The 20,603-nt window shown below is 42.9% G+C and carries 16 protein-coding genes; 9 read left to right on the top strand and 7 right to left on the bottom strand.

Features of this window, described 5'->3' with window-relative positions; genetic code table 11:
- Positions 1 to 111: 111 nt before the first annotated feature.
- The 6 genes from adeK to sdsA all read right to left on the bottom strand — a co-directional run bounded on the left by adeK (position 112) and on the right by sdsA (position 9,882).
- Positions 112 to 1,569, bottom strand: coding sequence for a multidrug efflux RND transporter AdeIJK outer membrane channel subunit AdeK (gene adeK, locus ACU0NF_RS09655; RefSeq protein ID WP_445661013.1), 1,458 nt, complete (start codon positions 1,567 to 1,569; stop codon positions 112 to 114).
- Entirely contained in the window at positions 1,569 to 4,751 is a 3,183-nt protein-coding gene (locus tag ACU0NF_RS09650; protein WP_445660969.1) for an efflux RND transporter permease subunit, read from the bottom strand. The genes adeK and ACU0NF_RS09650 overlap by 1 nt, the downstream gene beginning before the upstream one ends.
- Positions 4,752 to 4,763: 12 nt before the next feature.
- The gene (locus tag ACU0NF_RS09645; RefSeq protein ID WP_131266916.1) at positions 4,764 to 6,029 is read right to left on the bottom strand and encodes an efflux RND transporter periplasmic adaptor subunit; all 1,266 of its coding nucleotides are present in this window, start codon (positions 6,027 to 6,029) and stop codon (positions 4,764 to 4,766) included.
- Between the two features lie 32 nt (positions 6,030 to 6,061).
- Positions 6,062 to 6,667, bottom strand: a complete 606-nt coding sequence (locus tag ACU0NF_RS09640; RefSeq protein WP_445660968.1) for a phosphatase PAP2 family protein — start codon at positions 6,665 to 6,667, stop codon at positions 6,062 to 6,064.
- Between the two features lie 148 nt (positions 6,668 to 6,815).
- Positions 6,816 to 8,870: a site-specific recombinase gene (locus tag ACU0NF_RS09635; RefSeq protein ID WP_445660967.1), complete on the bottom strand. Its 2,055-nt coding sequence runs from the start codon at positions 8,868 to 8,870 to the stop codon at positions 6,816 to 6,818.
- 34 nt (positions 8,871 to 8,904) lie between these two features.
- The gene (sdsA, locus tag ACU0NF_RS09630) at positions 8,905 to 9,882 is read right to left on the bottom strand and encodes an All-trans-nonaprenyl-diphosphate synthase (protein ID WP_131266910.1); all 978 of its coding nucleotides are present in this window, start codon (positions 9,880 to 9,882) and stop codon (positions 8,905 to 8,907) included.
- 430 nt (positions 9,883 to 10,312) lie between these two features.
- On the opposite strand from sdsA, the gene rplU reads away from it, so the two are divergent.
- From rplU to ACU0NF_RS09585, 9 genes are all read left to right on the top strand, one after another.
- Positions 10,313 to 10,624, top strand: coding sequence for a 50S ribosomal protein L21 (rplU, locus tag ACU0NF_RS09625; protein ID WP_067723976.1), 312 nt, complete (start codon positions 10,313 to 10,315; stop codon positions 10,622 to 10,624).
- A gap of 18 nt (positions 10,625 to 10,642) precedes the next feature.
- Positions 10,643 to 10,897, top strand: coding sequence for a 50S ribosomal protein L27 (gene rpmA, locus ACU0NF_RS09620; protein WP_067723977.1), 255 nt, complete (start codon positions 10,643 to 10,645; stop codon positions 10,895 to 10,897).
- 214 nt (positions 10,898 to 11,111) lie between these two features.
- Entirely contained in the window at positions 11,112 to 11,810 is a 699-nt protein-coding gene (gene lolA, locus ACU0NF_RS09615) for an outer membrane lipoprotein chaperone LolA (protein WP_445660966.1), read from the top strand.
- Positions 11,811 to 12,093: 283 nt separating this feature from the next.
- Positions 12,094 to 13,605, top strand: coding sequence for a carotenoid oxygenase family protein (locus ACU0NF_RS09610; RefSeq protein WP_445660965.1), 1,512 nt, complete (start codon positions 12,094 to 12,096; stop codon positions 13,603 to 13,605).
- 138 nt (positions 13,606 to 13,743) lie between these two features.
- The gene (locus ACU0NF_RS09605; RefSeq protein WP_445660964.1) at positions 13,744 to 14,535 is read left to right on the top strand and encodes a DUF3298 domain-containing protein; all 792 of its coding nucleotides are present in this window, start codon (positions 13,744 to 13,746) and stop codon (positions 14,533 to 14,535) included.
- 119 nt (positions 14,536 to 14,654) lie between these two features.
- Positions 14,655 to 15,926, top strand: coding sequence for a serine--tRNA ligase (serS, locus tag ACU0NF_RS09600; RefSeq protein ID WP_445660963.1), 1,272 nt, complete (start codon positions 14,655 to 14,657; stop codon positions 15,924 to 15,926).
- 91 nt (positions 15,927 to 16,017) lie between these two features.
- Positions 16,018 to 17,394 carry a siroheme synthase CysG gene (gene cysG / locus ACU0NF_RS09595; protein WP_445660962.1) on the top strand — a complete coding sequence of 459 codons (1,377 nt, stop codon included), beginning with the start codon at positions 16,018 to 16,020 and terminating at the stop codon, positions 17,392 to 17,394.
- 37 nt (positions 17,395 to 17,431) lie between these two features.
- On the top strand, positions 17,432 to 17,911 hold the full coding sequence (locus tag ACU0NF_RS09590; protein ID WP_171539107.1) for a tRNA (cytidine(34)-2'-O)-methyltransferase: 480 nt from the start codon (positions 17,432 to 17,434) through the stop codon (positions 17,909 to 17,911).
- 123 nt (positions 17,912 to 18,034) lie between these two features.
- The gene (locus ACU0NF_RS09585; protein WP_445660961.1) at positions 18,035 to 18,493 is read left to right on the top strand and encodes a hypothetical protein; all 459 of its coding nucleotides are present in this window, start codon (positions 18,035 to 18,037) and stop codon (positions 18,491 to 18,493) included.
- Positions 18,494 to 18,695: 202 nt separating this feature from the next.
- On the opposite strand, the gene ACU0NF_RS09580 is transcribed toward ACU0NF_RS09585, so the two are convergent.
- Positions 18,696 to 20,105 carry an OmpP1/FadL family transporter gene (locus ACU0NF_RS09580; RefSeq protein WP_445660960.1) on the bottom strand — a complete coding sequence of 470 codons (1,410 nt, stop codon included), beginning with the start codon at positions 20,103 to 20,105 and terminating at the stop codon, positions 18,696 to 18,698.
- Between the last annotated feature and the right edge of the window lie 498 nt (positions 20,106 to 20,603).

The raw sequence follows: 20,603 nt of genomic DNA, 5'->3' as shown, positions 1-20,603 counted from the left end.
ATATTCAAATAAAGAAGCTTGTACTGAAGATAGGAAATCGAGCCTTAAAAAGCAATAAAAAAGCCTGCATAGAGCAGGCTTTTTAATAACGCTTAAAATTAACGCTTAAAGTTATTGAGCGCTGTTTGCAGCTTTACGTTCAGCAGTAGATGCTGGCTGTAAAACGGCATCACTGGTGTTGGCTTTAATGCCACCACCGAGTGTTTTATAGACTTCAACCTGGTTATTCATATTAGCTTGTTCAAGCAACAATAAACCTTGTTCAGCCGCATAAGACGCACGTTGCGCATCCAGTACCGTCAAGTAACTGTCAATACCGGCGCGGAAGCGGGCATTAGAAAGTCGGTAAGTGGTATTGGTTGCATCAACCAGACGGCGCTGCGCCGCTAAACGGTCACCAATGTTTTGACGTACTGCCAAGGCATCATTCACTTCGCGGAAAGCGGACTGAATCGATTTTTCATAGTCAGACAACGCAATTTGCTGATCTGTTTCTGAAATCTTGATGTTGGCTTGACGTGTACCCCAATCGAAAATTGGAAGATCAATACTTGGACCAATTGACCAGACAAATCCACCTGATTTAAACAGGTCGCTTAAGCTGGTTGACGCATAGCCTGCATTACCGGTCAAACTGATGGTCGGGAACAAGCGTGCCTTAGCCGCAGCAATATTGGCGCCGGCTGCAGACAATTGGTATTCCGCAGCACGTACATCAGGACGGTTGGTGAGCAAGTCACTTGGTAATCCTGCAGTGAGTGCATTGTTGGTGGTAATACGCGTTACACGTTGAGTCGGCAACAAGTTTGCAGGAACTGCTTGACCTACAAGCAGGTTAAGCAAGTTTTGTGCTTGAGCAATCTGGGTCTTGTAATTGGCAACATCGTTACGCGCGGTTTCTACAGAAATCTGTGCCTGACGAACAGGAACTTCACTGTCGATCCCGACATCAAAACGTTTCTTGTTGAGGTTATAAGACTCAAGTTGAGCTTTTAGTGTCTGATCTGCAAGTCTTAAATTTGCATTGGCGAACGAGTAGTTCAACCATGCTTGCGCAACCTGACCCACTAGCGCAATTTGAGTGGCATCACGTGCACTTGACGTTGCTAAATAAGTATCCAAAGCATTGTCTTTTAAGCTACGCACACGACCCCAAAAATCCAGCTCGTAGGCAGTGACGCCCAAACCCACATTGTAGCTGGTCATGGCGCCGGTGTTGAGCGTGTCTTGACGCAGTACACTGCCGCTGGCACCAATGGTTGGCAGCTGGTTGTTCTGGGTAATTTGATACTGTTGCTGCGCACGTTGAATATTCAATGTCGAAGTACGCAAATCACGGTTATTGGCTAATGCCAGATCAAGCACTTGCAATAAGCGTTGATCTGCAAAAAAGTCTTTATAACCTTGTTCAGCAATTGAAGGACCAGAACTGGCAGTTAAATAGCCTTGTTCTGGAATATTCGCTTGAGCTACGGGCTCTGGGCCACGCATGCTTTGACAGGCTGTCAAAGCAAGCGCAAGTGCAGATACCGCAATGCTACGACCTGAAATAGACCATACCTTTTGCATCACGATGCTTGCTCCTGATTATTTGGTTTTTTAGGTTTAAATTTAAAGATACTTCGAATCCAGACATAGAACACAGGAATAAAGAAGATACCCAATAAAGTCGAACTGATTACGCCACCGAGTACACCATAACCGACCGAGTGTTGGCTACCTGCGCCGGCACCTGATGAAAGGGCAAGCGGAAGTACACCAAAACCGAAGGCTAAAGTGGTCATGATGATTGGACGTAAACGCATTTTTGCTGCGTGAAGGGTCGCTTCAAGTAAAGGCTCGCCTTTATCTTCCTGCAGTTCCTTAGCGAACTCTACAATCAGGATCGCATTTTTTGCAGCCAAACCAATGACGGCAATAATCGCAACCTGGAAGTAAATGTTATTCGACAGGTTTGGATCTTTTAAAAGAACCATACCCAAGAAAGTCAAGCCAATTGCACCGACAATACCCAGTGGAATCACCAGCATGACTGAGAATGGAATTGACCAGCTCTCGTACAATGCCGCAAGACACAGGAATACAATCAGCATTGAAAGCCCATACAGACCAAGCGTTTGCGAGCCAGATTCACGTTCTTCCAACGATAAACCTGTCCACTCGTAGTCAAGGCCAGCGATCCCCATTTCAGGCAATTTGGCAATGATTTCTTCCATGGCAAGCATCGCATCACCCGAGCTGACACCCGGAGCAGGCGTACCTTGAATGTTAACCGATGAAATACCGTTATAACGCTCAAGACGTGGCGAACCGTAAGTCCATTCACCTGTAGCAAAGGCCGAGAACGGAACCATTTGACCAGTGTTGCTGCGTACGTACCATTTATTGAGATCTTCCGGCATCATACGGGCATCAGGAACGGCTTGAACATAAACTTTCTTAATACGACCACGGTCGACAAAGTCATTAATGTATGAACCACCCCAAGCAATACTCATGGTGCTGTTAATTTCAGAAATGCTGACGCCCATAGCGCTGGCTTTTTCGTTATCTACATAGATTTTGTACTGTGGCGTATCTTCCTGACCATTTGGACGGACACCGGCAAGACGTTTGTCCTGTGCAGCCATACCCAAGATCATGTTACGTGCATTCAGAAGCGTTTCGTGACCATTACCTGCAGCATCTTTTAACTGCAAGTTAAAGCCGGCAGAAACACCCAGTTCCGGCATTGCAGGAAGCTGCAACGGCATCACATAAGACGCATCTTTAGCAATGACGTTCAAGGCCATGCCACGCTGGATAATGGCACCGATTTGCGATTCAGGAGAAGTACGTTCGCTCCAGTCTTTCAATTTGATGAAAGCCAGACCGGCATTTTGACCGACACCGGTAAACGAGAAGCCTGCGACACTAAATACAGAATCGACATTGGCTTTTTCACCTTCCATAAAGAAGCCAGTCATTTGATCAATAACTTTCTCAGTACGGTTTAGGGTGGCATTCGGTGGAAGCTGAACCAGAGTCATGACTACGCCTTGGTCTTCATCCGGCAAGAATGAACTTGGCAAGCTTTTGAACAAGAACAATAGACCGACAATCACGACCGCATAAATCGCACCGGCAATGATTTTGTGAATCAGCAGTTTTCCGACCCATTTCTGGTAGCCTTCAGCAGTACGTTCAAAGCGTGCGTTGAACCAGCGGAAGAAGCGGGCAGGCACACTGTTGCTTTGTGGTTTATTCTTGTCATGCTGTTTCAACAAGGTCGCACAAAGTGCAGGGGTGAATGTTAATGCCACAATCAGTGACAGAACCATTGCAGTCACCAGGGTAATCGAGAACTGACGGTAAATCACCCCGGTGGTTCCGCTAAAGAACGCCATTGGGACGAATACTGCAGACAATACCGTGGTAATACCAATCAATGCACCAGAGATCTGATTCATCGACTTTTCAGTCGCTTCAACCGGCTCTAGATGCTCTTCTCCCATAATACGTTCAACGTTTTCGACCACGACAATCGCGTCATCCACCAGTAGACCAATGGCAAGAACCATGGCAAACATCGTGAGCGTGTTAATGGAGAAGCCAAACAGGTTAATAATCGCGAATGTACCGAGTACAACCACCGGCACAGCCATGGTTGGAATCAGGGTCGCACGCCAGTTCTGCAAGAACAGGAACATGACCAGGAATACCAGAATAATCGCTTCCACTAAAGTGTGAACTACACTTTCAATGGAGAGTTTGATAAACGGTGTGGTATCAAACGCTAGCTGATCTTTTAACCCTGTTGGATAGTTTTTACGTAACTGTACTAAACGTTCTTCTACCGCAGTCGCGGTGTCTAATGCATTTGCACCCGTGGCCAGTTTAATCGCTACACCACCGGCAGGCTTGCCGTTGAATTTCGAGGTGAACTGATAGTTGTCCGAGCCTAATTCGACTTTGGCAATATCACCAATGGTCACTTTTGCACCAGAACCGGCATTCTTCAAGAAAATGTTTTTGAACTGTTCAGGCGTTTGCAAAAGGCTTTGTGCATTTACAGTGGCATTCAGGACTTGACCTTCAACCGCTGGCGCACCGCCCAATTGACCCACAGCAACTTGCGCGTTTTGAGTACGCAAGGCAGCCACGACATCACTTGGAGTCAGCTGATAACTGCTGAGTTTTGCAGGATCTAACCAGATACGCATGGCATATGAACCACCAAATACCTGTACTTCACCGACACCAGCCACACGGCTGAGCGGTTCAGAAATATTCGAGTTCACATAATCTTTAATGTCGGCATCGGTCAATTCACCATTCGGTGAGTAGAAAGCCAAAACCTGCAAGAAGCTTGCACCAGATTTGGTTACGCGAAGCCCCTGACGTTGTACATCTTCAGGGAGTAGCGCCGTTGCTGACTGTAATTTGTTTTGGACTTGAACTTGGGCAATATCAGGATCAATACCTTGTTCAAAGTTCAAAGCGATAGATGCCTGACCGTTACCCGCACTATTTGACGAGATATAACGCAAGCCATCTAGACCATTCATTTGCTGCTCAATGATCTGGGTCACTGTATTTTCTACGGTTTCAGCAGATGCACCAGGATAAGTCGCGGAAATGCTGACTGTTGGCGGAGCAATGGTCGGATATTGTGCAATCGGCATTTTGCTGATGGTTAAAATACCCGCCAGCATAATCACCAATGCAATCACCCATGCAAAAATCGGGCGATGAATAAAAAATTGAGCCATCTAGTCTACCCCTTATGTATTTGAAGTAGATTTTTGTTCAGTTTTGGGTTGTGCTTGCTGCGCAGGCTGAGCTGCTTTATTGGCTTGTGCGGCAGGTTGACCGGCACCCTGAGGCGCAGCTTGAGGCTGGTAAGGTTTGGCAACGACAGTTGCGCCTTCTTTCACCTTGGCAATACCATCAACAATCACTTTTTCACCCGTCTGTAAACCTTTGGTCACAATCCAGTCTTTACCTTGAACGCCAGCAGTTTCTACAGGGCGTGTTTCAACAGCGCCTTTGGCATTCACGATCATCGCAATCGCCTGACCGGTTGGAGTGCGGGTAATCGCTGCTTGAGGAATCAAGATGGCGTTTGGAATCACACCTTGTACAATTTTAGCAGTGGCATACATGCCCGGAAGCAATAAATGGTTCGGGTTCGGGAACACGGCACGTAAAGTTACAGTACCGGTTTCCGGATTAACACTGGCATCAGAGAATGCAAGACGACCTTCCACAGGGTAGTCGCTACCATCTTCAAGCTTAAGTTTGACTTTGGTATTGTTACTGCTGTCTAAACTGCCTTGGCTCAATTGCTGACGTAAACGCAATAATTCAGCACTAGACTGGTTAATGTCGATATAGATTGGATCCAGACGCTGAACAGTCACTAAAGGTTCTGCCTGGCTTGCAGTCACTAAAGCACCGACAGTCACTGTTGAGCGATTAGTCTGACCAGAAATTGGCGCGCGTACAGTTGAGTAACCCAAATTAATTTCGGCATTTTTCAAGACTGCACGGTTCGCGCTCAAAGTGGCTTCAGCCAGTTTTACTTGTGCAGCGATGTCGTCATATTCTTGTTTTGAAATGGCATTTGAACCGACCAATTGACGGTAACGACCTTCTTTCACACGCAAAACATTCAGGTTTGCTTCAGCGCTTGCAATCGCGGCACGGGCATTATCGACATTCGCACGGTTGGTGCTGGAATCAATTTGATAAAGCGCCTGACCTTCACGGACATAACTGCCTTCAGTGAATAGACGTTTTTGAATCACACCACTGGTTTGTGGACGGACTTCAGAAATTTCAAATGCCGTGGTACGGCCTGAAAGTTCAACCGATTGCTCTACGCTTTGTGGTTGAGCAACAATGACACCGACTTCAGTCGGTGGCATTTGTTGGGCTGCTGCAGCTTGCTGCGCATCCTTAGGATCTTTGCTACAACCAACAAGTGCAATACTTGTTGCTAATGCGCAAGCGGTAAGGGCGGGTGCCCATAGCTTTGCAGACATCATTGTTCCACCTCGATTAGATTTTTATCTAAAAATTAATTTGTTTTCGCCCTACTGAATTTGGCATACAGCATATAAAGTAGTGTGATCCAAATAAAACTTATGCTCCAACCAGCCAAGACATCAGAGGGGAAATGTACACCAAGGTAAACCCTTGAAATTCCCATAATTAACAACCATATAAAAGCACACAGACAAATCAGTGTGTGCTGTGGATGTTTTTGACTGAGGTAAATTGCAAGACAGCCCAGGGTGGCGGCATAAATACTATGCGCACTGGGAAATGAAGCACCATAGCTGTTGACCAGATGATACATTTCGGGTGGACGGGGTCTTGAAATTATATATTTGAGCAGCCAAACCGTGGCAATGCTTCCTATAAGCCCTAAACTTGTAAAAACAATATTTGTATATTTTTTACACCATGCTTGGTGTAAACACCAGATTGTGGTTAAAAATAGCACAAATGGCATGCCGCCCATAACAGAAAGTGTGATAGATATCGTATTTAATTGCACTGTACGATGCTGGCTCATCCATTCAACCATCACCAGATCGAAGTGATGAAGTGATGGGATAAAAAGTATTAATACACTGAAAATAAATAAGAAAAATCCTACACCAAGCAATAGGTACGGCATGTAAGGAACCTTTGTTATCTTAGCCGATTGGAGCATGACTATTAATGGTTAAAGTGTACTCATCAGTACACTTTATTTCAAGTATGTGTAAATTATGCTAATTTCTTTTTACCGATTTTTTAACGTGAAGTAAAACAAAAATAACCAATCACTTATAAGCCGATTTTTGTGATGTTGAGGATTCATCCACCTCTAATGGAATTTTCGGCGGCCAAAAAAAGTCACTTGGACGGGTTAAGAAATGGGTGAGCACCAGTTTGGCCAGCGGCTTCCACTGCTCAAATCGAACCCTGCGCGCGCGTAGTGCTACAATAATGGTCAGACTAAAACTCACAAACAAGTTGGTCAGGCCAATTAACAACACCCCTAAAAAGGATACAAAAATCAGACCAATTTCAGCGCTGCCATTAATATCGATCAAGCCTTGAATAAAATTGGCTGAGGCAAAGGCAATATGCCGGATATCCAGCGGAAGACCCAAAATAAAACCAATGGTTCCCATGCTTCCAAGCATAATCCCGAATAAGAAGTTCCCGGCCAAAGCCCCTAAATTCCGCTCAATATAGGCAGCAAAATGATTTAAGCGTTCTTGACCCAATAACAGTTTTAAGTGGGCATGCGCTTTCAGACGCGGACCGACCTTACGGTATACCGCCATATTGTCGAAATAACCTGCAATCAGACCCGAGAAAAACAGGCAAACCCCAGCAATGGCAGCATGGGGAATGGCCAGTGAAGTAAACGGATTGAGTGAGTTTAGGGTCGTGGTCGCCTTGGCATGGGTCAGCAATGGCTCATCCATTCCGTATTGCCAGAGCAGGGCAATCACTGCAGCGGTAGGAATGGCAATGGAGATATTGCCAAGAATAGCAATAAACTGGGTCCGGATAATATTAATGATCAGTGCGGCAAGTTCCGCAATTTGTGCAGTTTTAGAACCTTTTTGATGCTGTACCGTGGCTGCAAGCGCGGCTGCTGTCATGGCCGGCTGTTTGGTCGCGACAGTGAAATGGAGTACGTGAATCAGCATGAAACCAAGTGAATAGTTCATGCTAAACATAAACGCCTGCATCAAGGGGGCCATGACCAGACGTGCTGTCAATATTTTCAAGGTCGACATGGTGGCAATAATGACGCCAGCACCTGCTGCTGCCTTGTACATCGACCAGAAACCTTTTTTGTCGGTACTTACATAATGTTCGCCGGTTTTACTGGCATTTTCGGTTACTTGTAAAGCAACTAATTCACTGTTATTGGCAAGTAAAGAACGAACACTGCGTTCGCTATAAATGGCGGAAGTAATATCGACCAGTAACGCACTGAGCGATTCATAACGAATTTTGTCTTGTTCAACAATTAAGTTAATTAATAGTTCGATCCGATCGAGACACTGTTCCAGAAGCGATAATAAATAATTCAGGCTGATACTTACGCCAATACGCTTGATGGCACGACGAATTTTTAAAACGACATTTCGGCATTGCTCAATCATCACCAGAGCTTGTGAAGCATCGGGTGGGAGCATGACTGCCAGAGGGTCGGTATTTTGATGCAGTTTTTTATAATGCTGAATGAATTCGACAATTTCCCGGTTCTGTACCAGAAAAGGCGATTCGTATTCGGTTAAGTCGGGCTGTGCGTTGATAAATTCCGGATACAGTCCAATCCCGCTAATCCGGTAAGACAGAACGGTAATGGCTTTAATCAGCTCACTGTTGATTTTAAGTTTTTCAGCTTGGTTACTATGACCTTGATTAAGTAGGGCAAATAGCTTTTGCCAATCCTCACTGGAAATGCTGTCCAACCAGTATTTATCACTACGTTGATAAAACACGCGACGCACTAAATCCTGCAGTTGGCTTTTGTCATTAATCAGGGGTAAAAAATGCGCGCCTACGCGTTGTGCAAGCTGATTCCAAAAACCATCGAGCGATAAAATACCAGTATCGGCATACAGACTGGTCTGTTTATATTGGCTAATCAGTTTTAAGACAAAATTTTGTAAAGTCGATACAGCATTGGGGGTAATCAGCAGTGCTTGTATGAGTGCACGAAATTTACAGTTGATTTCTTCGGTATTGGTTGAGTCGTCTGGTCGAATCCGGTTAACCAGCTCAATTAACAGTAAGTCATCAAAAACAGCTTGATTAGATTCAAGCTGTTCCTGCATTTTTAAAAATAGATCATTAAAATTTATATGCATAGGCGAGGGTTAAGTCTATTTTTTTCAGAATCCATTATTGAATCCGATTTAAGGCAAGTTGGGTCAGGTTAATCAGGGCTTGGCGATATTCACTATGAGGCAGCGCATCTAGAGCTTGCAGCGCAGATTCAGTTTCTTCTGTTGCACGTTGGCGGCAATAATCCAGCGCGCCACTATTTTGCACAATGGCAATGACACGTTCTAATTGTGCTGTACCACCGGTTGCGATGCTACGGCGAACAATTTCATGTTCTTCATCGGTAGTTTTTTGCAGTGCAGAGATTAATGGCAAAGTGGGTTTCCCTTCCATTAAATCATCACCAATATTTTTACCTAATGTTTCAGCATCAGAGGTGTAGTCTAAAATATCATCAATAATTTGAAAGGCATTACCAAAGTGACCGGCAAAAATGCGCAGGGGTTCACGGTATTGCGGGGTGCCAGATAAAATGGCAGCACCTTCAGTCGCCAGCTCAAACAAACGTGAAGTTTTGCCATGAATAATATCAAGATAAGTCTGTTCTGAAGTTTCAGGCTGATGCTGTGCTTGCAGCTGTAAAACTTCACCCTCAGCAATTTCACAGGTTCCGGTCGAGAAATCTTTAAGCAAGGTCATATCGTTTAAATCGACCAATAAATCGAAAGCACGTGAAATCAGAAAATCACCGACCAGAACGGCAGTTTGATTATTCCAGGTGGCATTGGCGGTTGGACGACCACGACGTAAGCCTGATTCATCGACCACATCATCATGTACCAGCGTTGCAGTGTGCAGCATTTCAATAATGGCTGCGAGTTTACGATGACTTTCCAGGTCGGTCGCGCCACAGGCTTTTGCCGCCAGTAAACACATAATCGGGCGCATACGTTTACCGCCTGCTTCGACCACGTGTTTACTTACTGCCATGACTAAGGCAACTTTTGAAGTAATCCCTTCATTAATAAACGTGTCCATCGCAGCAAAGTCTGAAGCAACTGGAGCGAGAATATCCTGCTTAAAGTCGATGGCCATATGAAGAGAAACCTCTAAAAATTGAATTGCTTATTCTATAGTGTAACAACTATATCGGATGATATAGCTAAGATATTAATATAGTTGCTTAAATCCTGACTAGGCAAATGGTTTTAAGCGAGCGCCTATGCTAACAGCCCATCTCATAGGTGACTGAGCGGACATTGCGTAGTCTATAGTAGCGAATTGATTTTAAAAATCTATTTGATTTTATAAAATGTAAAATTGCGATGTAAAAGTAATTTATTTTCTAGATTTTGATCGTTTATAAAATAAACATTCGATCAGCGCAAAAAAACACTGAAATGGCTTGTCGTTTGATTTATTATCACTTAATATGTTTGCCCTTGTATATACCCCAGTGGCGCTCGTATTAAGATCGGTATATTCCTTTATCGGCACGACGACACGGGCATGTTTGGAGTACATTATGTACGCAGTAATCCAAAGCGGTGGTAAACAGCACCGTGTTATTGAGGGTGAAACCCTTAAAGTAGAATTGTTGAAAGCTGAAACTGGTACAACTATTACGTTTGATGACGTATTAATGCTTGTAAACGGCGAAAGCATTCAAATTGGTGCTCCAGTTGTTGCTGGTGCTACAGTAACTGCTGAAGTAGTTAGCCACGGTCGTCACGACAAAATCCGTATTGTTAAAATGCGTCGTCGTAAACATTACCGTAAACAACAAGGTCACCGTCAATGGTTTACCGAGTTGAAAATTACTGCTATTTCAGGCTAATTACGAGGATTATGAAACATGGCTACTAAAAAAGCTGGTGGTTCGACACGTAACGGTCGTGACTCGAACCCTAAAATGTTAGGTGTTAAAATGTACGGTGGTCAATCTGTGACTGCTGGTAACATTATTGTTCGTCAACGTGGTACAGAATTCCACGCTGGTACAAACGTAGGTATGGGCCGTGACCATACTTTATTTGCTACCGCTGACGGCGTGATCAAATTCGAAGTGAAAGGCCAATTCGGTCGTCGCTACGTATCTGTTGAAGCGTAAGCTTAAATAGAAAAAAGCCCACATTTGATGTGGGTTTTTTTATGCCTGTAAATTCGTCAAAACCAATCTGGGTTCTTCATCATGATGTAGAAAAATCTACATTGAGCATTAATAACAATACAAAACTTCTTATTTTCTCAATTATTAGCAATAAAAATTGGTTTAAGATGGGACATTGAAGAAATTGCGATACAGCAAATAAAAAGGTGATGAGATGAAAATGCTTCGTAAAACCCTATGTGCTATGACATTCGGTGCCGCAACGCTTGCACCGGTAATAAGTACTACTGTTTTTGCTGCGCCTGTTGCAGCGTCGGAGCAACAAGCAACCAATAATTTGGTGAAACAGTTAAGTAATATCCGAAGTTTGTCAGCGAATTTTGAACAGACCACAAAAGCGTCTTCTGGCAGTAAAGTGGCTCAGAAAAAAGGCCTCACTGGACAACATATGAATCAAACCTTTAAAGGTGTGATGAAAGTTGCCCGTCCTGGTAAATTTTTCTGGGAAACTACGACTCCATCAAAACAAACCATTGTGACTTCAGGTAAAACCGTCTGGATTTATGATCCTGACTTGCAACAGGCGGTCCGTCAAAGCCTGGATGATCAAGTGGCAAATACACCAGCTTTGTTATTGTCGGGAAATACCAGTCAAATCATGAAGTCATATCGTGTGACTCAACCGGATAAAGGCAAGACCTATTACACCTTGCTGCCTAAAGACCGTGATGGGGCATTTCAAAGCTTGACCATTAGTTTTGGGGTAAACAAGGCACCAAGTTTGATGATCTTGGAAGATTCACTCGGTCAAACGACCTATGTTCGATTCAATAATGTAAAAGTGAATCCTTCAATTCCAGCCTCTACCTTTAATTTTACCCCACCTAAAGGCACCGATATTATTGATCAATAATGAATTGATTTATCATTAATTAAGCCAAAAAGTTTATTTAAAAGCAGTCATACGTGACTGCTTTTTTGGTTTATATTCTGCTAGAAATATAGTGATGCGTTTATAGGCAAAGTAACCCTATGCAAAAATAGCGCTAAACTGCACAATAAATGCAGCTCACAATGCTTAAAAATATAAAATGAATGATAAGAAGTGAAGGGCAAGATAACCCAGATCACTGCCGCTTAAGACAAAAAACAAAAGCAACAAAGACAAAAGCAAAAAAAGTTCAGGAGAACTAAACGTGGCAAACAATAACATGGCAAATAATAATGTAGTGACCCCATCCGTGGATTATCCGCGGTTCACACCATTTAAATCAAAATTTAATACTTACCGTCAAAAAGTCATGGGTTTAGGAGTGAATTGGCTGCAAAGAAGATCAAAAGATTCAGCTAAAAACCTCTCTCAAGCCAAGGCAGAAAATCCTTATTTACATGGGATATTTGGTCCGGTCAATGAGGTGGAAAAGCGCGAATTTAAAGTCATTGGGGAAATTCCGCAGCACCTCACCGGACTATTGTTAAGAATAGGGCCAAATCCCATCCATGTTGAAAATCCGGATTGCTATCATTGGTTCACCGGCGATGGAATGCTGCATGCTCTAAAAATTGAACAGGGCCAAGCCGTTTGGTTTAAAAGTCATTATATTGAAACGGATGCTGTACAGAAGCAAAAGAACAAGGCAGTTAAAGCCGGATTTCGCCGTGGTCCCGGTGATGTGGTGAATACCAATGCTTTTTATCATGCCAATAAAATTTGGGCGAGTGTGGAAGCGGGCACTTTGCCGGCGCGTTTAGATTTAAACCTGAATACGGAAGAACACCGTTTTTTTAATACGGATGCTGATCTGCCTTTTACTGCACATCCGCATAAAGACAATAACACAGGGCATTTACATGCGGTTTGCTATGATGCGCTGGATATCAAACATGCCTATTATGAAGTGATTGATGAGCAGGGTTGTCTGGTGCATTGGACTAAAATTCCTGTACAGCATGGCCCGATGATTCATGACTGCGCCATTACCAAGCAAGACGTTTTAATTTTTGATTTGCCTGTCACGTTTTCTTTCAAGCAACTCCTTAAAGGCAATCCATTGCCTTATGAATGGAATGAAAAGCATGCGGCACGCATCGGGATTTTGCCCAAATATGGCCATGCCGATGAAGTACAGTGGATTGCGATGGACCCTTGTTTTATTTTTCATGCTGCAAATGCTTATCGAAATGATCAGCAGCAAATTATTCTGGATGTCGTGGTTCATCGCCACATGTTTAAAAAATCCCATCAAGGTCCATTTGAGCAGCAGAATACACAATTGCAACGCTGGACAATTGATCCGAAGCAAAATGCTGTGGACCGGCAGGTGCTGGATGCACAGGCGCAAGAATTTCCAAGAATTGATGAACGATATACCGGTGAGCAGCATCGTTATATTTATAGTGTCAGTTTTGATCCTGCGACTATGACCAAAGCCAATCATTTGATTTGTCATGACCTGCGAACGCGTGAAAAAAACACCTATGAATTTGGTGATCAATGGGTGACGGGAGAAGTGGTGTTTATTCCTGAATCAGCGGATGCGGCTGAGGGGGAGGGTCACTTGTTGTGTTATGTACATCACATCCATCAAGAAAGCTCGAAAGTGGTGATTTTAAAAGCTCAAGGTTTAAATATTCAGCCTCAGGCTGAAATTTTACTTGGTGTGCATGTGCCATTGGGCTTTCATGGAAATTGGGTCGATTTATCTTAAAATCCTGAGATCTTTCTATTTTTTATTCATCGCTATCAGGCTATATATTTTTAAAGATACATATTTCAAATTTCATTCAGTGAGCGAGCTTTGTATAGTGCAGGAGCATGATCAAAGGTCTTAGGTTGTAAAAATAAAATGGAAATTTGCACGAATAAACAATGGCTCTGGGCAGTTCCTGTTTCTTTGGCGGCACTGGTCATGACGGGATGTCAGGAACGGGCGGTACCGAAAAGTGAACAGACCGCAACGACAAAGCAGCAGGAAAAGCCGGAATCCATTGCATTAATTCAAGCCAAAGTTGTTCCGGTCAAACTGACCAAGCCAGAAGCTTGCGATGCAAATGGCTGTATGCAATATGACATTCAGAGCGTAGAGACCAATCTGAAATGGATTGATGATTACTTTATCGATCGAATTAAAACAGCCGACCCGATTGCTTTTTCAACTGCACCCAATCAAAAAATTAATACTGCTGAAGGTGCTGAGCCTAACTTAAGTCAAAGCTCGACCTATGTGCGTTTTATTGGTCAGCAATATGACCGGGCGACATTTGCCATTCAGACTTACAATTATTCATCTGGTGCAGCACATGGCATGCATCATCAGGAATTTGTGAATTTTGATTTGAAAAATAAAAAACGCTTGGCGCTACAAGACATTCTGGTGAAGGGTGCAGAACAGCAAGTATTGAATGCTTTGTATGACTCAAATAGCATCTGGTTAGATCAACATACTATTGAGCGTAGCCAGCTCAAGTTAAGTGATAATTTTTACTACGGCGCGAACGGCATTGTGTTTGTTTATCCTTTATATGAACTGGCTTCATATGCAGAAGGCATGACTGAACTGACCTTACCCTATGTTGCGCTCAGTAAACTGGTTAAAGCGCAATATTTGCCAAGTTTGCCGCACTATCCGACACCCTGATTTTGAGTTAATTCGGTTAAATTTGCTTTAATAAGGCACAGCTGTAAGCTCGGTCACTGTCTTTTTTAGCGTTTAGCGCTTACACTATAGCCAGTTTTTTTCTTTGCAAAAGATTGGCTATGATCGACCCGAAATTAATCAGAAATAATATTGAGGCTGTAAATTTAGCCTTAGCAAAACGTGGTGTACAGCTTAATGTAGAAGAGTGGGCTTCACTTGAAGCTCGCCGTAAAGAGCTTCAATCGAAAACTGAAGCTTTGCAAGCAGAGCGCAATTCGGGTGCTAAACAAGTTGGCCAAATTAAAAAATCTGGTGGCGATGCATCTGAAATCATGGCACGTATGGCTGCGATTGGTGATGAAATCAAGGCAGCTGAAGTTGCGCTTGCTGAATTGCAAAATGAAATTGAAACCAAGTCTTTAACCATTCCAAACATGCCGCATGAATCTGTACCTGAAGGTAAAGATGAAGATGATAATGTTGAAATTTTAAAATGGGGCACACCGCGTCAATTTGATTTTGAAATCAAAGATCATACTGACCTGGGTGAATGGATGGGTGGTTTGGAATTTGAAACTGCGACCAAATTGACTGGTACGCGTTTCAGTGTTCTCAAAGGGCCATTGGCGCGTCTGCAACGTGCAATTACCCAATTCATGCTCGATACCCATACCTTGAAAAATGGTTATACCGAAGCCTATGTCCCGTATTTGGTCAATGCAGATTCTTTACGTGGTACAGGTCAGTTGCCTAAATTTGAAGAAGACCTGTTCAAGCTTCAAGGCGAAAAAGAGCTTTATCTGATTCCGACTGCGGAAGTGCCAGTGACCAATTTCGTGCGTGATGAAATTGTTGATCCAGACCGTCTGCCGCTGAAATATGCAGCGCATACGCCATGTTTCCGTAGTGAAGCGGGTTCGTATGGCCGTGATACCCGTGGTCTGATTCGTCAACACCAGTTCGACAAAGTTGAGATGGTGCAAATTGTAAAACCTGAAGATTCTATGCAGGCTTTAGAAGAATTGACCGGTCATGCGGAAGGTATTTTGCAAGCCTTGGGTCTTCCATACCGTAAAATCATCCTGTGTGGTGGCGATATGGGCTTTGGCGCTATCAAGACTTACGATCTGGAAGTTTGGGTTCCAAGCCAAAATACTTATCGTGAAATTTCAAGCTGTTCATGCATGGGCGACTTCCAAGCACGCCGTATGAAAGCACGTTACCGTGTAGACCAAAAGAAAACTGAATTTGTGCATACCTTGAACGGTTCAGGTTTGGCAGTCGGTCGTACCTTGCTTGCGGTAATGGAAAATTATCAACGTGCAGACGGTTCTATTGAAGTTCCTGAAGTGCTTCGTCCATATATGGGTGGTGCAGAATTTATTGATTAATCTCTGGATTGATCAATAAATCGTCAAATAGCACAGTTTTGTGCATGAAAATTGCTTAAGACAGTCAGATTTAAAAATACTGAGGTAATTCGTGGATATCTTTCCAATCTCTTTAAAGTTGCAACAGCAACCTTGTCTGATTGTCGGTGGTGGACATATTGCTTATCGCAAAGCGGTACTTTTGGCAAAAGCGGGTGCAGTCATTCACGTGATCGCACCGGAAATTGAAGCCAATCTTCTTGAGATTGTTAAAGCTTGCCAAGGGCAATATGTCCAATCAGCTTTTAGTCGAGATATTCCATTACGAAATTATCGTTTAGTCATTGCGGCAACCAATGATAAAGCCACCAATATCCAAGTTTTTGAAGCGTGCGAAGCTGAAAAAATATTGGTGAATAGTGTCGATGATCCACCGCATTGCCGTTTTATGGTTCCAGCCATTATTGACCGTTCACCACTGGTGGTTTCGATTGCCACCAATGGCACGTCACCGGTTTTATCCCGTCAAATCCGGACTCAGTTTGAAGCGGCCATTCCACATGGCATGGGCAAGTTGGCAGATTTTTCCGGAAAATGGCGTGCTGCAGTCAAAGCTAAAATTGAAAATCCAGATGAGCGCCGTATTTTTTGGGAAGACTTATATGCAAGTCCACTCAAGGAACAGGTGTTTAATGACAATATTGCGCAAGCTAACCGTTTAATTGAACAAGCGTTAACTGAATGGAAAAAACCGAAAGGTGAAGTTTATCTGGTCGGTGCAGGTCCGGGTGATCCGGAATTGTTGACCTTGAAAGCTTTACGCCTGATGCAACAAGCTGATGTAATCATTTACGACCGTCTGGTGTCGCCACCGATTTTGGATTTGTGTCGCCGTGATGCAGAAAAAATCTATGTCGGCAAGGCGCGTTCCAATCATAGCGTTCCTCAAGATGGCATTAATGCTTTGTTGGTGGAATACGCAGCGCAAGGTAAGCGAGTTTGCCGTTTAAAAGGCGGTGATCCATTTATCTTTGGTCGTGGTGGTGAAGAGATTCAAGAACTTTTCGCTGCGGGTGTGGCTTTTCAGGTCGTGCCAGGAATTACCGCAGCATCGGGCTGTTCAGCTTATGCCGGCATTCCTTTAACGCACCGTGATTATGCGCAAAGTGTCCGTTTCCTGACTGGACATTTGAAAGAAGGTTCACCTGAATTACCGTGGAATGAACTGGTTTATGAAAACCAGACCCTGGTGTTGTATATGGGCTTGGTCGGACTGGAAAAAATATGTGCACAACTGATTGCACATGGCCAGCGTCCTAATATGCCGGTGGCACTTATTTCTAAAGGTACAACACCAGACCAGAAAGTGGTGGTGGGGACTTTGGCAGATATTGCATCGAAAGTGACAGAACATCAAATTCAAGCGCCTACCCTGACCATTATTGGTGAAGTGGTAAGTTTGCGCGATCAGTTACAGTGGCAAGGCTAATTCAAGCCGTGTTGCATTGAAAGAGTAGAGAAATCCTGTGATTCATGTTGTTTTATATGAGCCTGAAATTCCAAGTAATACTGGGAATATCATTCGTTTATGTGCCAATACCGGTGCACAGTTGCACTTGGTAAAACCGCTTGGTTTTGAGCTGGATGACAAAAAGCTCAGACGTGCAGGTCTGGATTATCATGAATGGGCACATATGAAAGTTTGGGAAAACTTTGAAGAATGCGTTGCTCATTTAAAAGAGCAGGGCATTGAAAATGATGCGATTTATCCTTTAACCACCAAAGGTTTTGAAACCCCGCATACGTCAAATTTAAACCGTCCGGTTGCATTGTTGATGGGACCTGAAACACGTGGTTTGCCTGAAAATGTGCGGATGATGTTCCCTAAAGAACACTGGATTCGTTTGCCAATGGCAGCAACTTCACGCAGTTTAAACTTGTCCAATGCGACCGCTGTGATTTTGTATGAAGCATGGCGTCAGCAAGACTTTCAAGAATTAAAGTAAGTCGTTCAAGATGTATGAAAACCACCTTCGGGTGGTTTTTTTATGTAAGTTCGATTGATTTTTCCTTCATAAATAGATGAATTTTAGTTATAAAAAGTAAAACATAGAAATAAGATCAGCCATATGTCGAACTTGATAAAAACAGTAAAACTTCAAAGTATTTTAAGTGGCCTAATGAAGATCGTGGCAGTGACTGCTTCTGTATCTATTTTTGCCAATCCGACAGCAGAGAGTGTGCCTGAAAAAGTAGAGCCGCTGACCCAAGCGGAAATTCAACAAGGCTTAAAAAATATGCAGCAGCGTATGAACCAGCAGATTGAAGCGTGGGGTAAAACCTTAAAGGCGGATGATTTTGAGCGAAGCTGGACTGGACGAACGTTGAAAAAGACCAAGCGTCAGGAAGTGTGTGGAATTTATCAAAATATCATTAATGATATCTATCGGATGGCAGTTGATAATAAGGCGCGCTTAACGGAGCAGGATCAAAAACTGTTGCAGGATCGAAACGCTTTTATTCAGAGTCTGGGTTATAAGGACAATATTGTAGAGACCCAGATGGATTTTAACTGTCGGATTAAATAGCTTCAAAAGATAAAAAAAACCCACTCAAGGAATTAAGTGGGGAAAGGGAAAGATCGCGCTTATACATTTATATATTTTTGAAATGGATCAAACAGTCATCAATTTCAATATAAATGTATAAGATATTAAATGGAGTAAGAGAGCATGTAGATGACTCTTAATCGCGATACTTTCAAACTGTGTTATGCAGTGTGCTTATGAATTAAAATTTATAACCAATTTTCAAGCTATAGCCGATTGCGGTGTTGTCTTTAAAATCAGCATCATAGCGTTCAGTTCCAAACCAGCTTGCAGACTGGGCTTGTGCATCACCCATCCAGAAGTAGCGTGCACCGGCCTGAATAAAAGTCGCAGGAGTAGGGCTATACTGACCACCTAAACCCGCACTCCAGTAACCTTCTGTCGGTCCTAAAGTAGAGGTCGGATTACCCGCACCTGAGTCCCATCCACCCAGTAGAGATAAAGCGAATTTATCATTCAGCTTGCGCGCAACACCAAATGTTGCTGAAATCTGGTCTTTGTCATACGCAATCAGGTCAAAACCGCGTGGTGTTCCAGCGACTGCCTGGGTTAAGCCTGAAGCCAATTGACCAAACTTATGCGGACGAATACTGAATTTGGACCAATCTACCCAGCGTACATTGACGAATGCCAAGGTGTTTTCCATAATTCCTGATTGAAAATCCAGATTGACAGATTGAGGAGTGGTGATTTCTGTTTTGCCTGATGTATAAACATAGTCACGGCTAAATTCAGGAACGCCTGATTCAATAAAGACACTATTGGGCTGAGGCATTCTTTCGTTTACATCTACTTTATAATCAATTTCCGAGCGATAGGTCAGTGATGCTTTTAAAGCAATTTCTGGAATTTGAAATGCTACACCCGCTAAATAACCGAACTCGCTTTCTTCGGGAATAGAAGCATCATATCCCTTGATTGGCTGACCCGTATCTTTATCTTTAAAGGTGCTACAAAACACTGTCCCAATTTTATCCGAGCACATGATGCCGCCAAATGGTCCATAAACTGAACCACGTAAACTGACATCACCTTTTACAGTTTGGTAAACAGGGCCGGCATAAATATTCCAGTTTTCATTCGGCTGATAACCCATAATGAAAGACAGGCTTTGTGTATTTACTTCAACACTGGTCCCTTCACCATCATTATGAAATGCTCCAGTCTTGAGCACGTCATCCCCGCCAAATGCAGGAAAAATTGTAGGACTGACTTGATGTTTAGGATCATTAGCAGAATAAGCTGCCTTTGCACCAAAAGGCTGATCATATATTAAACCCAAAGAGACATTTTCATTGACCTGATACTTCAAGGCAAAATTTGCAAAATGAAAACTTTCAGCCATATCCCCTAAGTGTGAATTTGAGATATCTGCACCGGACTTGGCGGTGTCATTCGAAGGCATATTCCAGCCATCTCGCATATTTCCAGAAACATCGGCATCAAGTACAGAAAGACCTGCTTCAAAGTAATTATTGGGTTGCAGGAAAGCAGCGATCGACTGTCCCGAACGATCCAGTGCTGCGGCAAATGCCCCAGTGGTAGGTACACCAATTAATAAAATAGCCCACGTAAGAGTTTTCAATTTCATTTTTAATCCCTTTACTTTTTATTCATTAACACGAATCAATGTGTTTAAAATGCGTAAATTTCGCATTTATTAGGCGAAGAATACACAATAAAATTGAGAAGGGAAAGAGCTTAAAATTTAAACATTAATAATTTCATGATTTGTTTAGTGAAAATTTATAAAAATATTCAGTAAAAACATAAAATTAAGCTTCATAAAAATAATATTAATTTTTTTAAATTTATTTTTTACAGAAAATTAAGAACAAGTTTGATTTTCTATAACAACATCAACAAGTCCAGATTTTTTTAAATGGAAAAGTCGAGAATATAAAGTCTGATTATTCACTTATGAATAGTTGATTGAATGCCGCTGAGAAAAATTTGATAAAAAACATTTTGGTTGGGCTGGATGGAACTAGGGTGTGTCCTCATTTGATGTACATATTTCATTCTTCTCATCTATTCAATTAAAATATCTTATATCTCCCTTCTAAAATTAAATTTTCCAACATGTCAC

The organism is Acinetobacter sp. F16 (genome assembly GCF_052712855.1).
The sequence above is the reverse complement of the archived record's forward strand: the minus strand, read 5'-3'. Positions and strand labels throughout refer to the sequence as shown.